The organism is Pseudomonas sp. OVF7, from assembly GCF_030644265.1.
GTDB classification, from domain to species: Bacteria; Pseudomonadota; Gammaproteobacteria; order Pseudomonadales; family Pseudomonadaceae; genus Aquipseudomonas; species Aquipseudomonas gorinensis.
On the sequence record NZ_CP128996.1, the window covers coordinates 4992954 to 5008489 of the forward strand.

Consider the following 15536-nt stretch of genomic DNA (forward strand, 5'->3'; position numbering starts at 1 on the left):
GCCCATCCCGTCTCAGCGGGCGCCATAATACCCGAATGAAACACACTGTCAAACTCTCGCCATCGCTTGTTACAGAGCGTCTGTTATGATCTTTGCGACTGAACGTTTCAAAACTGAAGGAGTGTCGCCATGCGCGAACAGAATTACGCAGTGAATGGTAACGCGCAGGCTGAGCAGCTTGAAGTCAGCCGCGTCTTGCGCAACACGTACGGCTTGCTCGCCCTTACCCTCGCATTCAGCGGCGTAATGGCGTTCGTGGCCCAACAGATGCGTGTTGGCTATCCGAATATCTTTGTCGTGTTGATCGGTTTCTATGGCCTGTTCTTCCTGACCAACAAGCTGCGTGACTCGGCCTGGGGCCTGGTGTCGGCCTTTGCGTTGACCGGCTTCATGGGCTTTATCCTCGGCCCGATCCTTAACCGTTACCTGGGCATGGCCGGCGGTGCGGAAGTGGTCAGCTCGGCGTTTGCCATGACCGCCCTGGTATTTGGTGGTCTGTCGGCCTACGTGCTGATTACCCGCAAGGACATGAGCTTCCTGGGTGGCTTCATCACCGCTGGCTTCTTCGTGTTGCTGGCCGCGGTGGTCGCGGGCATGTTCTTCCAGATCAGTGGCCTGCAACTGGCAATCAGCGCAGGGTTCGTGCTGTTCTCGTCGGTGTGCATCCTGTTCCAGACCAGCGCCATCATCCACGGCGGTGAACGCAACTACATCATGGCGACCATCAGCCTGTATGTGTCGATCTACAACCTGTTTATCAGCCTGTTGCAGATCTTCGGCATCATGAGCCGCGACGACTGATTCATCCCGCAATAAAAAATGCCCCGTATCGAAAGATGCGGGGCATTTTTGTTTCCAGCGCTTGGCGTGGATGCTCAGTACTGGTTCGGCTCCATTTCGAGCTCGACGTTAAAGCGTTCGGCAATATCGCGCTGGATACGCAGCGCCAGGTTCGCTATATCGTGCCCTGTGGCGCCGCCATAGTTGACCAGCACCAACGCCTGCATTTTATGTACACCTGCGTCGCCATCCCGAAAGCCCTTCCAGCCAGCCTTATCGATCAGCCAACCGGCGGCGAGCTTCATCTGCCCGTCCGCCTGGGGGTAGGCCACCAGGTCCGGGTAAAGGCCCCGTAGCTCTTCGGCCAGCGCCTGGGAAACCAATGGGTTCTTGAAGAAACTACCCGCATTGCCCAGCTCCGCAGGATCCGGCAGTTTTTCCCGACGAATGCTGCAAATCGCCCGACTGACATCGCTCGGGGTTGCCTCGGTGATCCCCTGCCCGGCCAGGCGCTGCTGCACTGGACCGTAGTCTAGTTTCAGATGGCTGGCGCGGCTGAGGGCAAAACGCACCCGTAGAATCAGCCAGCGCCCGGTTTCATGCTTGAACAGGCTGTCGCGGTAGGCGAACTGGCATTCTTGCAGGCTGAAATCCCGCAGCTCGCCGGTCTGGCGATCCAGGGCCGTGAGGCCGGCAAACACATCCTTGATCTCCACGCCGTAGGCGCCGATGTTCTGCATCGGTGCCGCACCGACGGTGCCGGGGATCAGGCTGAGGTTCTCCAGGCCGCAAAAGCCGTGTTCGAGGGTCCACAGCACAAACGGGTGCCAGGCTTCGCCCGCTTCGGCCTCGACCACTACTTGCAGGCCATCATCGTGCAACACGCGAATGCCCTGGGTTGCCATGCGCAATACCAAAGCCGGGATGTCCTGGGTCAGCAGCAAATTGCTGCCCCCGCCGATCACCAGCAGCGGTAACGCATGCACGGCAGCGCAGGCCAGCGCTTCACGGACATCGTCGTCGCTATGGGCCTCGGCGAACAATTGGGCGCGCACATCGATGCCAAAGCTGTTGAATGGCTTGAGCGACACCTGCGCAAGCACGTGCAAGGTCATAACCGCCCCTTCAATTCGATCACCAATAAGTCACAGGCTCGCTCGATGAGGTCCAGGACCCGTTCAAAGCCTTGTTCACCTTCGTAATAAGGGTCTGGCACCTCGTCCACCTCGGCGTCGTAGCGACGCAGGAACAAGTCCAGCTCCGCCTTGCCCTGCACTGGCTGCAGCGCTTTGAGGTTGCGCAGGTTGCTGTGGTCCATGGCCAGGATCAGGTCGTAACGTGCAAAGTCGGCGCGAGAGACCTGCTGGGCGCGCTGGGCCGACAGGTCATAACCGCGCAGCAGCGCTGCACGCTGACTGCGCTGGTCCGGTGGGTTGCCGACATGCCACTCACCGGTCCCCGCAGATGCCACGTCGACCTGGTCGGCCAACCCGGCTTCGCGCAACTTATGGCGCAGTACGCCTTCTGCGGTGGGCGAGCGGCAGATATTGCCCAGGCAGACAAACAGGACCTCCATCAGGCCCCCAGCAGGCGACGGACGCGCTCGAGGTCTTCCTGGGTGTCAACGCCCGCAGGAGGAGCTTCCAGGGCATCGCCTACGTGGATGCGCACGCCATGCCACAAGGCACGCAATTGCTCCAGGGATTCGGTATTTTCCAACCAGCACGGGCCCCAACTGACGAAGTCATGCAGGAAGCCGGCGCGGTAGGCGTAGATACCGATATGGCGGCGATACGGGACGCCCTCCGGCAACACGTCGCGACTCTGAGCGAACGCGTCCCGCGCCCAAGGCAAGGTCGAACGGCTGAATGTCAGGGCCAGACCGTTGATATCGCTCACCACCTTGACCACGTTCGGGTTGAACAGCGTGTCAATGTCCTCGATCGGCTCGGCCAGGGTCGCCATGCGCGCTTCGCCATGGGCCGCCAGGTTGGCGGCCACCTGGTCAATCACGCGCGGTGGAATCAACGGCTCGTCGCCTTGCACGTTGACCACGATCGCATCGGGCGCCAGGCCAAGCTTGGTGGCCACTTCGGCCAGGCGGTCGGTGCCGGAATTATGGTCTTCGCGGGTCAGCACCGCTTCGGCACCAAACCCTTTGCAGGCTTCGATGATGCGCGGGTCATCGGTCGCCACCACGACTCGCTCGGCGCTGCTCTTGCAGGCCTGCTCCCACACCAGTTGGATCATCGGCTTGTCGCCGATCAGTTGCAGCGGCTTGCCCGGCAAGCGCGTCGAGGCATATCGCGAGGGAATGACAACGGTAAAGGCGGTGGTCATTTATCCAGGCGCTCATCGGTAGTCAGGGTGCGAGCTTCGCTTTCCAGCATGACCGGAATGCCATCACGGATGGGATAAGCCAGGCCGGCCCCCTTGCTGATCAGCTCGGTTTTGTCGGCGCTGAGCTTGAGCGGGCCTTTGCAGATCGGGCAAGCGAGGATATCGAGCAGTTTGGTGTCCATGAGTGTTTCCTGGAAAGAAGCGTTTTAAGGCAAGAGACGGTCGGGTAACAGGCGCATCAACTGCGTGTCGAACCAAGCGACAAACGCCGGCGACGGTACCGCATCCACCGCAAGGTACCACCAGTCTGGCCGGGCAAAGGCGCGGCACTTCACCGCGTCCTTCTCGGTCATGACCAGTGGTAATGACGGCGTGAAATTCAGGACTTCGGCGCTGTAGGGCGCGTGGTCGGCAAAAGCATGGGGTATTGGACGCCAGTGTAGCGTCTCGAGGGTGTTGAAGAAACGTTGCGGGTTGCCGATGCCAGCGACCGCATGCACCTGCTGGCCCATCGGAAAATGATCGACCGACTGGTGCTCGCCGCTGTGCAGATTGACCAACGTGGTGGGCAGCAGACGAAAGGCAAAACCGTCTTCGCGGTCCGTAGTGGCACCATTGTAGAGCAGCGCATCAACGCTCTGCAGGCGCTCCACCGGCTCGCGCAATGGCCCGGCCGGCAGGCAACGGCGATTGCCCAAGCCGCGCGCGGCGTCAATCAGCACCAGTTCAAGATCGCGGGCCAGGCGGTAATGCTGCAGGCCGTCGTCAGAGAGGATCAGGTCGAGGTTGTCACTGGCCAGCAAGGCCTTCACTGCGCGACTGCGATCGGGATCGATCATCAGTGCTACACCGCTGCGCTGCACGATCAGCAAGGGCTCGTCGCCGGCCACTGCGGCGCTTTGGTTGGCCTCGACGCGCCATGGCAACTGCGGCGGCCTGGCGCCATACCCACGACTGACCACCCCCACACGCAAGCCACTGCGTCGGCAATGCTCGATCAACCATAGGATCAACGGCGTCTTGCCAGTGCCTCCTACGGTGATATTACCGACCACAACCACAGGCACCGGCGATTGATAGATGTCGCCCTCGCCCGCCACGAAACGCGCACGCTTGCGCTGCACCACCCGGCGATACAGACACTCCAGCGGCCGCAACAGCGTGAGCGCCGGGTGACCTTCGTACCATGCCTTGAGCAAACGATCGGACATGGCCATCAGGGTTGGCTCGCCGCCTCGACCGTGGACATGCGCAGATGGCTGAAACCCAGCTTGCCGGCGGCATCCATCGCGGTGATCACGGCTTGATGCTGGGTCTTGCCATCGGCACTGATGGACAGGGGCATCTTGGTGTCGCCACCGGATTCCTTCTGCAAGGCCTCCATCAGGCTATTGAGGTCGTTTTTTTCCAGCAACTGGTTGTTAACCGAAAACACCCCCTCGGCGCTGATGGCGATGTCCAGTTGCTTGACCTCCTGGTCCTCGGCCGGCGACCCGCTCACTGCTTCCGGCAAGTCGACGCGCAGCTCGGTCTGTCGGGTGAAGGTGGTGGTGACGACAAAAAACAGCAGCAGGATAAACACCACGTCAATCAGCGACGCAAGGTTGATATCGACATTTTCCCGTTGCTTGCGGCGAAATTTCACGCTTTGCCCTCGACCAGGTCCACATCACGGTCGCCCTGCACCACTTCCACCAGCTTGATAGCCTCCTGTTCCATGCCAACCACCAGTTCATCGATGCGGCGCTGCAGGAAGCGATGGAAGAACACCGAGGGAATACCGACCATCAGGCCCGCGGCCGTGGTGATCAATGCCTTGGAAATACCGCCGGCCAGCACGGCAGCGTTGGTGGTCATGCCGGAGCCCGTGAAGGCGCTGAAAATATCGATCATGCCCAACACCGTGCCCAGCAGGCCGAGCAACGGCGCCATGGCCGCGATGGTACCCAGGGCGTTGATGTAGCGCTCCAGCTCATGGATGACGCGGGCAGCCGCTTCTTCAATGCACTCCTTCATGATCTCGCGACCATGCTTGGAGTTGGCCAGGCCGGCGGCGAGAATTTCACCCAGCGGTGAATGGGCGCGCAGCTCCTTGAGCTTTTGCTTGTCCAGTTGCTTGTTCTTGATCCAGCCCCAGACCTGCCCCAGCAGATGCTCCGGGGTGACGCGACTGGCGCGCAGGGTCCACAGGCGTTCGGCAACGATGCCGAGTGCGGCGATGGAACTCATGATGATCGGCAACATCATCCAGCCGCCGGATTTGACCAATTCCCACACAGTGAATGTCCCCTCGAAAAAGTGCGCCACTTTACCATATAGGTTCGGCAGCAGGGTTCGTCGGCCATGGACCCGCCTCTCACGGGCTCCGGTCTTTGGTAACGCAGGATTACGGTAACGCTTCGCGCCAGAAACGGCGTTGACTGCGCGCAACAGTCGGTGGCAGGAACGCCCCCAATTGCACACGCACAGCCCCTTGTTCAGCACTGTCATAAACCTGGGTACCCAGTGCCCGGTAGCGTTCCATCACCTGGGGGTGGGGGTGGCCGAACGCGTTGCCTCGCCCCCTGGAAATCAGCACCGCCGTGGGCGCCAGCCGCTGCACAAAGGGCCAGGACGAAGAACTGCGGCTGCCATGATGGGGCGCCTGCAACCAATCAGTCCGCACAGCCAAGGGCGAGGCAAGAAAAGCCCGCTCGGCGGCGCGATCAATATCCCCCGTGAGCAACATGCGCTCACCCTTGGCCTGGACCTGTAATACACAGGATTTCGGGTTACCACTAATAGCATCTGGCCACTGCCACAGTTCAAATGACACCCCATCCCACTCCCACTGTTCACCGCTGACACAGGGTTCAGTGCCGAGAAACGCCGGCAAGCCTCGTGTTTCGCCTCCGACTACCCGTCTGATCGGCAGCCCACGGGCAATAGCCGCCGCACCGCCGGCATGGTCGGCGTCGGCGTGGCTGAGCAGCATCATGTCCAATACCTCCACCCCGAGTTTTCTCAATGACGGCAATACCACGCGCGCGCCAAGATCGACTTCCCCCGAGCGCGGACCCGCATCGTAGAGCAAGGTGTGATGACGGGTGCGCAGCACCAGCGCCTGCCCCTGACCGACATCCAGTTGCACCACCTCAACCTGCCCATGGGGCACCGGCTCCCGCGGCGGAAACACCGCCAACAACAGCATCGGCCACCCCATCGGTCGTAACGGTACGCCCCTGGGCAACAGCAGTAACACTGCACCCGCGACGCTCACCAGCCAATAGCCCATCGGCACCTCGGCCGGTATCCATGCCGGCAGGTGCCCGGCCAGCAACGCCAAGGCGCGGAACAACCCATCCAGCGCCCCACCCGCCAGCCATAACAGCCCCTCCCCCACAAAGGGCACCGCCACCAGCACAGTGCCCAACAATGCCAAGGGCAACACCACCAGGCTGATCCATGGCACGGCAAACAGGTTAGCCAACGGCGCGCTGAGACTGATGGGCAACCCCAGCACCAGCAACAGCGGAAACAGGCCGATCGCGATCAACCACTGGGGACGGGTCCAGGCTTGCCAGGCGCTCCACGGCCCCAAACGCCCACCGAATGCCAGCACCAATACCGCGACAGCCGCGAACGACAACCAGAACCCCGGCTGCAGGCTGGCCAAAGGCTCAAGGATCAGCACGCCATTAAATGCCAGTAACAATGGCCACCAGGCGCCCAAATGGCGAAAACGCAAACGCCACAGCAATACCAGCCCCACCATCACGCAGGCCCTTTGCACCGGCACTCCGAACCCCGCAAGCAGGCCGTAGCCCAGCGCGGCAGCAAATGCCAGGCCACACGCCCAAGGCAGCCACGGCCAGGCGGGGGGCCAGCAACCGTAGCGCGCCAGCAGTGTGACCAGCCCATAGATCAACCCCGCCAGCAAGCCAATATGCTGGCCGGATATCACCAGCAGGTGCACCGTACCGGTGTCCTGCAACACACGCCAATCCTCGGCGGCCAGCCCCGAGCCATCGCCCAGCACCAAGGCGGCCAGCCCGGCCTCGCGGCCTTGGGCATCCACAGCCATCAGTCGTTGGCGGACCGCGTCGCGCCAAGCGTTGCGCGCCGGCGCCAAACGCTCACCGTCTTTCACCGAGCCGGTGGCACCGATGCGCTGGGCCAACAGCCAGGCCTCATGATCAAAGCCATGGAAGTTGAGCACGCCGGATGGCCGCTTGAGCGTCACGGCCAAGCGCCAGCGCTCCCCACTGCGCACCGGTGGCCCGCCATGCCAGGCCACGCGAATACGCTTGGGTAAACGCGCCTTGGGGGACCGGCCGTCGGTCAGTTCGAAACGCACGCCCGTGCTGGTCTGCTGCGGCAACCCGGTCACCCGGCCCTCCACCCAGCGCGTCTGGCCATCGAGCGCCGGTTGCAGGCGGTCATCCAGCGCCCACTGCGCGCTGATGCACGCCCAACTCAAGCCCAGCAGAAAGAACGCCAGTGGGTGGCTGCGAAACGGCAGCAGCATCAACGCCAGCACGCACATGGCCAACACCCCCGCGGCAGGCGGCAACGCGGGTAAAAAACGCAAGGCGAGCAGCCCCAGCGCAAGCGCGAACATCCCTGTCTTCATGAATCATCCCTTCCAAGTGATCCACTCAGTCTTAGCCGGACACCGAGCAACGCCTATGATGTTTTGTCACAAAGTCTGAATTTTCTGTTTATAGAATGCGGGCATACTTGCCCCTCGAACTGACCTGGACCCCTTATGCCCCGGCGCTTATTCAAACGGTACATGCCCGACCCCACCAGTATCAGGGAACACAAGTCATTACAGTTTCTTGGCACCTTGCTGCATGACCCGAACCTCTGGCACCTGAACCGACACTCGGTGGCGCGTGCCATGGCCGTGGGCTTGTTCGCGGCGTTTATCCCGATCCCCTTGCAGATGCTGTTGGCTGCGGTGCTGGCAATCGCGGTGCGCGGCAATATGCCCATTGCCATCAGCCTGGTGTGGCTGACCAACCCGATCACCATGCCGGTGGTGTTCTTTTGTACCTACATGACCGGCGCGTGGCTGATGAATGTGCCGCCGCGCAGCCTGCCCGATGACCTGACCTGGGAATGGATCAGCGGTCAGTTGAGCACGCTGTGGCAGCCGTTCCTGCTGGGTTCGGTGGTGTTGGGCCTGGTATTGGGTGCGCTGGCCTATTGCCTGACCATGATTTACTGGCGCTGGTGGGTCGCGCACCAATGGAAGAAACGCAAACAGCGCCGCGGTTAATCCGCGCGGGCCGGCAACCGCAGGTGCACGCGCAAGCCCTGCCCGGCGTTTTCCGCCCAGAGGCTACCGCCCTGGCGTTGCACGGCATTGCGCGCGATGCTCAAGCCCAGTCCGAAGCCGCCGTCGCCGGGGCGTGAACCCTCCAGCCGGGTGAACGGCGCAAAGATCCGTTCCAGATCGCCCTCATCAATTCCCCCGCCCTGATCTTCCAGCCACAGGTGCCAGTGCTCGCCATCACGGCGTCCATCAAGCCACACAATCCCGCCCACAGGGGAATGTCGTATGGCGTTGCGCAGGATATTTTCCAGCGCCTGGGCCAAGGCATTCAGGTTGCCGCGCACCCAGCAATCAGCCCCGACCACGCACGGCAGGCGCGTGGCTGGCCAGTCGCTTTCAAAACAGGCGTTCTCGCTGAGCATGTCCCACAGCGCTTGCACCTGGATGTTTTCCACCGGCAGCGGCGCCCGCTCGGTATCCAGCCAGGCCAGTTGCAGGCTGTCATCCACCAGGCGCTGCATGGCATCGATCTCCCGTCCCAGCCGCTCACGCAGTTGCGTCAGGTCTCGCTCACTGTCACAGGCCACCCGCAAACGGCTTAACGGCGTGCGCAGTTCATGGGACATGTCCCGCAGCAGTTGCCGTTGCACCACCACTGTGCCTTGCAGGCGCTCGGACATCTGGTCAAAGGCGCGCCCCAATTCGCCGAGTTCATCCTGGCGACTGGTGGCATCGTGGGACAGACGGGTATTCAATTGATCGGCACGCCAGGCGTTGGCCTGCTCGCGCAGCTGGTTGAGAGGCATGATCAGCAGCCGATAAAGGCCGATGCACAGCAACAGGGTAAACAGGCCTGGGATCATGCCATTGGTCACCACCCGCCAGAACAGCTGGTATTGCCCCGGCATAAAGCGCTGGGGCAGTTCGATGACCAGCGAGCCGACGCTGGGGTCGACGGGAAACGGCACCTTCATCCAGGGCAAGCCTTTGACATGGCGGCTGACCGGCCAATCCAGGCCGCGCAAAAAAGTCAGGCGCTGGCTTTCCTTATCGTTCAGTGGCGCGCTGCTGAGCGACTGCAGGTCATTGCCAATCACGCCGACCCAAGTGCTTTCACGCGTTGCCATCAATTGCAGCCAAGCATCCACGCCGGCACGCCCCTGGGTGCTGAAGGCCAACTCGGCACCCGCCGCGTAGCCCCTGAGAATCTCGCGGGACTTGTCCGCCAGGAAGGCGTTCTGCTCCTCCATGTACCGGCCCCACGACCAACTGAGCCAGATCATCAGCAAGCAGAAAGCAATCAGCAGGCACGCCAGCTTCCAGAATATCGAATGCTTGCCCGGAAGCCGCTGCAATGGCCGCTCAAACAGCTTCATCGTGACCGCTCAGTACATAACCCTTGCCCCACACCGTGCGCACTTCGCGCTCGCTGTAGCCGATGGCCTTGAGCTTGCGACGCATCTGGCTGATGTGCATATCGAGGCTGCGGTCGTGGGGTGCATAGCCGCGCTGCAACACATGTTGATAAAGGAAGGCCTTGCTCAGGACCTCTTCCCCGTTGCGGTGCAGGGTTTCCAACAGACGGTATTCACTGCGGGTCAGTCCGGCCCACTGCGCCTGATAGACGACGTCGCACAGCTCATCATCAAAGCGCAGGGTGCGTGCGTCGTCGCGCATCGCTTGCTGCGTCGGCAACGGCCGACGGTCCAAGGCCACGCGGCGCAGGATGGCTTCGATGCGCACCCGCAGTTCAATCATGCTGAACGGCTTGGGCAGGTAATCGTCCGCGCCCAGGCGAAAGCCGTTGATGCGGTCAGCCTCGGCGCCCAAGGCAGACATCAGGATGACCGGCGTCGCGTGATGCTGGCGCAAGTGCGTGAGGATCGACAAGCCATCCAGCCCCGGCAGCAAAATATCCATCAACACCACGTCGAACACTTGGCTACGCGCCAGTTGCAAGCCTTGCTGGCCGTTCTGGCACCAAGTGACCTGAAACCCGCAGCGCCCCAAATGCTCGTGGACGTAGGCACCGAGCACAGGGTCATCTTCGATGGTCAGGATATTGGGTAGGCTAACTGCCGCGGGATTCATTAGCGTCTGCAAGTCATTCTCAAATACTAATTATTCAAGATTACCCCGCCCCAGGCAATCGCCGAGCGGCGCGAAATGGCCTGAAGACTGCGATGTATCATTAATTTGCAAGATTCCAGGCCGCGCAAATGGCTACACTGCGCACGTGGCGCGGGCCGGATGCCCGCGCGGGACAATTGATTTCAGTGTGGAAGCAGGAGAGTGGCGTGCTTAGAAGAATGGGGATAAAAGGCCGCGTACTGTTGCTGACCTTGTTACCGACCAGCCTGATGGCCTTGTTGCTGGGGGGCTATTTCACCTGGATGCAACTTTCTGAGCTGCAAACCCAATTACTGCAACGCGGCGAAATGATCGCCGAACAGTTGGCACCGCTGGTCGCGCCGGCCCTGAGCAACAAGAACACCGACCTGCTGGAACGCATCGCCACCCAATCCCTGGAACAGCCCGACGTACGCGCCGTGTCCTTCTTAGCGCCGGATCGCGTGTCCCTGGCCCACGCCGGCCCGACCATGCTCAACCAGCCGCCGACCGGCAACAGTTCCCACCTGTTGCAGCGCACCGGCAACGACGCCACCCGCTATCTGCTGCCGGTGTTTGGCCGTCATCGCAACCTGGCGGGCGACCTGATCCCCGATGAATCCGACCGCCTGCTGGGCTGGGTCGAGGTGGAACTGTCCCACAACGGCATGTTGCTGCGTGGCTATCGCAGCCTGTTCGCCAGCCTGCTGTTGATCGCTATCGGCTTGATCTGCACTGCCGCCCTGGCGCTGCGCATCAGTCGTACCATCAACTCGCCGATTGGCCAGATCAAACAAGCCGTCGCCCAGCTCAAGGACGGCAACCTGGAAACGCGCCTGCCGCCGCTGGGCAGCCAGGAGCTGGACCAGCTCGCCTCAGGCATCAACCGCATGGCCGAGACCCTGCAGAACGCCCAGGAAGAATTGCAGCACAGCATCGACCAGGCGACCGAAGACGTGCGCCAAAACCTGGAAACCATCGAGATCCAGAACATCGAGCTGGACCTGGCACGCAAGGAAGCCCTGGAGGCCAGCCGTATCAAGTCGGAGTTCCTGGCCAATATGAGCCATGAAATCCGTACCCCGCTCAACGGCATCCTCGGTTTCACCCACCTGCTGCAAAAAAGCGAACTGACCCCACGCCAGTTGGACTACCTGGGCACCATCGAAAAATCTGCCGACAACCTGTTGGGCATCATCAACGAAATCCTCGACTTCTCGAAAATCGAGGCCGGCAAGCTGGTCCTCGACAGCGTGCCCTTCAACCTGCGCGACCTGCTGCAAGACACCCTGACCATCCTCGCCCCTGCCGCCCATGCCAAGCAGTTGGAATTGGTGAGCCTGGTGTACCGCGACACCCCGCTGGCGCTGGTCGGCGACCCGCTGCGCCTCAAGCAGATCCTGACCAACCTGATCAGCAATGCGATCAAGTTCACCCGTGAAGGCACCATCGTTGCCCGCGCGATGATCGAGGACGAACAGGAAGACAGCGTACAACTGCGCATCAGCGTGCAGGACACCGGTATTGGCTTGTCCAACCAGGATGTGCGCGCACTGTTCCAGGCGTTCAGCCAGGCGGACAACTCACTGTCGCGCCAGCCCGGCGGCACCGGCCTGGGCCTGGTGATCTCCAAGCGCCTGATCGAGCAGATGGGCGGTGAAATCGGCGTCGACAGCACACCGGGCGAAGGCTCGGAGTTCTGGATCAGCCTGAACCTGCCCAAGACCCGCGATGACGTCGAAGACCTGCCCTGTGCGCCGTTGCTCGGCCATCGCGTGGCGGTCCTGGAAAACCACGAACTGGCGCGCCAGGCCCTGCAACATCAATTGGAAGACTGCGGCCTGGAAGTCACCCCGTTCAATACCCTGGAAAGCTTGACCAACGGCATCACCAGCGCCCACCAGACCGAACAGGCGATCGACCTCGCCGTGCTCGGCGTCACCGCCAATGACATTCCGCCCGAGCGTCTCAACCAGCACCTGTGGGACCTCGAACACCTGGGCTGCAAAGTCCTGGTGCTGTGCCCGACCACCGAGCAAATGCTATTCAACCAGTCGGTGCCCAACCCTAACAGCCAGTTGCAGGCCAAGCCGGCCTGTACGCGCAAGCTGCGCCGCGCGCTGGCCGACCTGATCAGCCCGCGCCCATCGCGTAGCGAGCCGGGCGAGCCGTTGTCCAGCCGCGCACCTCGTGTGTTATGCGTGGACGACAATCCGGCCAACCTGTTGCTGGTGCAAACCCTGCTGGAAGACATGGGTGCCAAGGTCCAGGCGGTAGAAAGCGGTTACGCGGCCATCGAAGCGGTCAAGCAGGAAACCTTCGACCTGGTATTGATGGACGTCCAAATGCCGGGCATGGATGGTCGCCAGAGCACCGAGGCGATTCGCCAATGGGAAAGCGAGCGCAATGGCACGCCCCTGCCGGTGGTGGCCCTCACGGCCCACGCCATGGCCAATGAAAAACGCGCCCTGCTGCAAAGCGGCATGGACGACTACCTGACCAAGCCCATCAGCGAGCGGCAACTGGCCCAGGTGGTGTTGAAGTGGACCGGCCTGGCCCTGCGCAACCAGGGGCCGGAGCGCTCGTCCGACAATCTGGGGCCCGGCGTGCAACTGCTGGTGCTCGATCACGAGGAAGGCTTGCGCCTGGCCGCCGGCAAGACTGACTTGGCGGCGGACATGCTCGCGATGCTGCTGGCATCCCTGGAAGCCGACCGCCTGGCCATCACCGTTGCCCGCGAAGCCAACGACAACCATGCCTTGATCGAGCGCGTCCACCGCCTGCATGGCGCCACGCGCTACTGCGGCGTGCCGCAACTGCGTGCTGCCTGCCAACGTGCCGAAACCCTGCTCAAGCAGGACGATGCCAAGGCCGTGGCCGCGCTGGACGAACTGGACATGGCCATTGCACGACTGGCCAGTGAAGCGCGGGTCAGTGTCTGATCCACCTTAATGCAGGGAGCTATTCAATGCGCATCATCCTTTTCAGCAGCCAGGCCTACGACCGCGACAGTTTTCTCGGTGAGCCCTTGCCCGCCGGCCTGGAACTGCAATTCCAGCCGGCCCGCCTCAACCTCGACACCGTCGCCCTGGCCGAACACCACGAAGTGGTCTGCGCCTTTATCAACGACGATCTCAGCGCCCCGGTGCTGGAACACTTGGCCCGCGGCGGCACGCGCCTGATCGCCCTGCGTTCGGCCGGCTATAACCATGTCGACCTGGCCGCCGCCAAGCGCCTGGGGCTGACCATCGTGCGCGTCCCCGCCTACTCGCCTCACGCCGTGGCCGAACACGCCGTGGCATTGATCCTTGCCCTCAACCGCCGCCTGCACCGCGCTTACAACCGCACCCGCGACGGCGATTTCAGCCTGCACGGCCTGACGGGCTTCGATCTGGTGGGCAAGACGGTGGGCGTGGTCGGCACCGGGCAGATCGGCGCGACGTTCGCCAAAATCATGGCCGGTTTCGGCTGCACACTGCTGGCCTACGACCCCTTCCCTAACCCCCACGTCCTGGCTCTTGGCACTCGCTATGTGAGCCTGCCCGAGCTGCTGGCCCAGGCGCAGATCATCAGCCTGCATTGCCCGCTGACAGCCGACAGCAAACACCTGATCAACGCCCGTTCCCTGGCGCAGATGCAACCCGGTGCGATGCTGATCAATACCGGACGAGGCGGCCTGGTGGACACCCCGGCGCTGATCGAAGCGCTCAAGGAGGGCCAACTCGGCTATCTGGGGCTGGACGTGTACGAGGAAGAAGCCCAACTGTTTTTCGAGGACCGCTCGGACCTGCCCTTGCAGGACGACGTCCTCGCCCGCCTGCTGACCTTCCCCAATGTAATCATCACCGCGCACCAGGCCTTCCTCACCCGTGAAGCGCTGGCGGCGATCGCCGGCACCACCCTGGCCAATATCGCGGCATGGGCCGACGGCCGGGCACAAAACCTGGTCGAGGGATGATCAGCGGTCACATACCCGGCTCATGATCGAGCGGCACCCGTGATAGGATGCCGCGCCTATTTGGAGGATCCATGGCCGAACACGATTTCCGCTTCAGCTTGCTGAGCCCGCAACACACCCTGATCGAATGCCGCGCCTTGGTGCCGGGCCGTTACCAGGTCACCGGCAACGGGGGCTCGATCAAGCATGGCGACGTACTGATCGTCACCCTGCGCGGCAGTAAAACCCTGTCGATGCGCCTCACCGTCGAAGGTGATGCACGCTACTCCATCCGCCCGGCGGGCCAATGGGTTGCCATGGCCCAGGGGCCGAAATTCGGCGAGCTGGAGATTCACACCTGGAAGGTCAACTGCGACAGCTGCGACGCTGTGCTGGAGTTTGAATTCGCGGTGGAAACCAAGCTGACCAAGGAGCCGCTGCAGCCGGCCGCCAACGCGCGCATTGCCGAGTTAGGCTGGACCCACGAAGGCGACAAACACCGCTGCCCGAAATGCCAGCAGGCTGCGCAATGAAAGGCCCGCTTCTGCTCGCCGTCCTCGGTACGGCATTGACAGGCTGCGCCGGCGACACGGCGAAGCTCAAGCAGGATCACAGCTACGTGGTGGAATGGATTGGCGAGCGGCCGCTGATGGATTACGCCCACCTCACCGTCACCCTGGGATCTGACGGCCGTGCCTATGGCAACGGCGGCTGCAACCATTGGTTCGCGCCGTACACCGTCAAGGGCGACAAGCTCAGCTTCGGCAAGCTCGGCAGCACCCGCAAACTCTGCGCCGAGGCATTGATGGAGCAGGAACACCGCTTCTTCCAGGCCCTGCAAGGCGTCGAGCGCTGGGATACCTCGCCGATCGAACAGACCCGCTTCTGGCCGGCCGAAGGCAAGCCCATTCGCCTGTGGCTCGAAGAGGGTTGAACCCCCAATCTATGGATTGATGGGATCCAAATGTGGGAGGGGCAAGCCCGAACGCTAGTCAGTTAAGGCTACATCGCCTTCTGTAGGAGCGAGCTTGCTCGCGAAAAACTCACAAACGCCGCGTTCATTCAGGAAACACGCGTTATCGTTGACGTTTTTCGCGAGCAAGCTCGCTC

16 protein-coding genes are annotated in these 15536 nt (G+C 62.2%); 6 read left to right on the forward strand and 10 right to left on the reverse strand.

Translation table 11 applies throughout. The features are described 5' to 3' along the window. Positions 1–129: 129 nt before the first annotated feature. Positions 130–801 (forward strand): Bax inhibitor-1/YccA family protein, encoded by a 672-nt coding sequence (locus QU606_RS22505; protein WP_010209655.1) that lies wholly within the window; start codon positions 130–132, stop codon positions 799–801. A 74-nt stretch (positions 802–875) separates the two neighbouring features. Here the strand turns inward: QU606_RS22505 and murB are convergent, their stop codons facing one another. The 8 genes from murB to QU606_RS22545 form a co-directional block, all read right to left on the reverse strand. Next, a complete protein-coding gene (gene murB, locus QU606_RS22510; RefSeq protein WP_304997543.1) occupies positions 876–1895 on the reverse strand; it encodes a UDP-N-acetylmuramate dehydrogenase in 1020 nt (339 codons plus the stop codon). Further along, on the reverse strand, positions 1892–2356 hold the full coding sequence (locus QU606_RS22515) for a low molecular weight protein-tyrosine-phosphatase (RefSeq protein WP_024076128.1): 465 nt from the start codon (positions 2354–2356) through the stop codon (positions 1892–1894). Before QU606_RS22515 ends, murB begins: the two co-directional genes overlap by 4 nt. Further along, a complete protein-coding gene (gene kdsB, locus QU606_RS22520) occupies positions 2356–3120 on the reverse strand; it encodes a 3-deoxy-manno-octulosonate cytidylyltransferase (protein ID WP_024076129.1) in 765 nt (254 codons plus the stop codon). The genes QU606_RS22515 and kdsB overlap by 1 nt, the downstream gene beginning before the upstream one ends. Then, entirely contained in the window at positions 3117–3302 is a 186-nt protein-coding gene (locus QU606_RS22525; RefSeq protein ID WP_003174668.1) for a Trm112 family protein, read from the reverse strand. Before QU606_RS22525 ends, kdsB begins: the two co-directional genes overlap by 4 nt. 24 nt (positions 3303–3326) lie before the next feature. Further along, entirely contained in the window at positions 3327–4337 is a 1011-nt protein-coding gene (gene lpxK / locus QU606_RS22530) for a tetraacyldisaccharide 4'-kinase (protein WP_304997544.1), read from the reverse strand. After that, positions 4337–4765, reverse strand: a complete 429-nt coding sequence (locus QU606_RS22535; protein ID WP_102625483.1) for a biopolymer transporter ExbD — start codon at positions 4763–4765, stop codon at positions 4337–4339. Before QU606_RS22535 ends, lpxK begins: the two co-directional genes overlap by 1 nt. After that, positions 4762–5397 carry a MotA/TolQ/ExbB proton channel family protein gene (locus tag QU606_RS22540; RefSeq protein WP_024076132.1) on the reverse strand — a complete coding sequence of 212 codons (636 nt, stop codon included), beginning with the start codon at positions 5395–5397 and terminating at the stop codon, positions 4762–4764. Before QU606_RS22540 ends, QU606_RS22535 begins: the two co-directional genes overlap by 4 nt. 109 nt (positions 5398–5506) lie before the next feature. Continuing rightward, entirely contained in the window at positions 5507–7732 is a 2226-nt protein-coding gene (locus QU606_RS22545) for a DNA internalization-related competence protein ComEC/Rec2 (RefSeq protein WP_236645988.1), read from the reverse strand. 135 nt (positions 7733–7867) lie between these two features. On the opposite strand from QU606_RS22545, the gene QU606_RS22550 reads away from it, so the two are divergent. Next, positions 7868–8383, forward strand: a complete 516-nt coding sequence (locus tag QU606_RS22550; protein WP_024076134.1) for a DUF2062 domain-containing protein — start codon at positions 7868–7870, stop codon at positions 8381–8383. Here QU606_RS22550 and QU606_RS22555 read toward each other — a convergent pair. Next, positions 8380–9756: a sensor histidine kinase gene (locus tag QU606_RS22555; protein ID WP_150055036.1), complete on the reverse strand. Its 1377-nt coding sequence runs from the start codon at positions 9754–9756 to the stop codon at positions 8380–8382. The genes QU606_RS22550 and QU606_RS22555 overlap by 4 nt on opposite strands. After that, the gene (locus QU606_RS22560) at positions 9743–10471 is read right to left on the reverse strand and encodes a response regulator transcription factor (RefSeq protein ID WP_102625480.1); all 729 of its coding nucleotides are present in this window, start codon (positions 10469–10471) and stop codon (positions 9743–9745) included. The genes QU606_RS22555 and QU606_RS22560 overlap by 14 nt, the downstream gene beginning before the upstream one ends. Positions 10472–10677: 206 nt before the next feature. Between QU606_RS22560 and QU606_RS22565 the strand changes: the two genes are divergently transcribed. From QU606_RS22565 to QU606_RS22580, 4 genes are all read left to right on the forward strand, one after another. Then, on the forward strand, positions 10678–13431 hold the full coding sequence (locus QU606_RS22565) for a response regulator (RefSeq protein WP_069076500.1): 2754 nt from the start codon (positions 10678–10680) through the stop codon (positions 13429–13431). A gap of 26 nt (positions 13432–13457) precedes the next feature. Next, positions 13458–14447, forward strand: a complete 990-nt coding sequence (locus tag QU606_RS22570) for a 2-hydroxyacid dehydrogenase (protein ID WP_304997545.1) — start codon at positions 13458–13460, stop codon at positions 14445–14447. Positions 14448–14518: 71 nt separating this feature from the next. Then, positions 14519–14959: a hypothetical protein gene (locus QU606_RS22575; protein WP_024076139.1), complete on the forward strand. Its 441-nt coding sequence runs from the start codon at positions 14519–14521 to the stop codon at positions 14957–14959. After that, the gene (locus QU606_RS22580) at positions 14956–15360 is read left to right on the forward strand and encodes an META domain-containing protein (RefSeq protein ID WP_024076140.1); all 405 of its coding nucleotides are present in this window, start codon (positions 14956–14958) and stop codon (positions 15358–15360) included. The genes QU606_RS22575 and QU606_RS22580 overlap by 4 nt, the downstream gene beginning before the upstream one ends. The last annotated feature ends 176 nt before the right edge of the window (positions 15361–15536 follow it).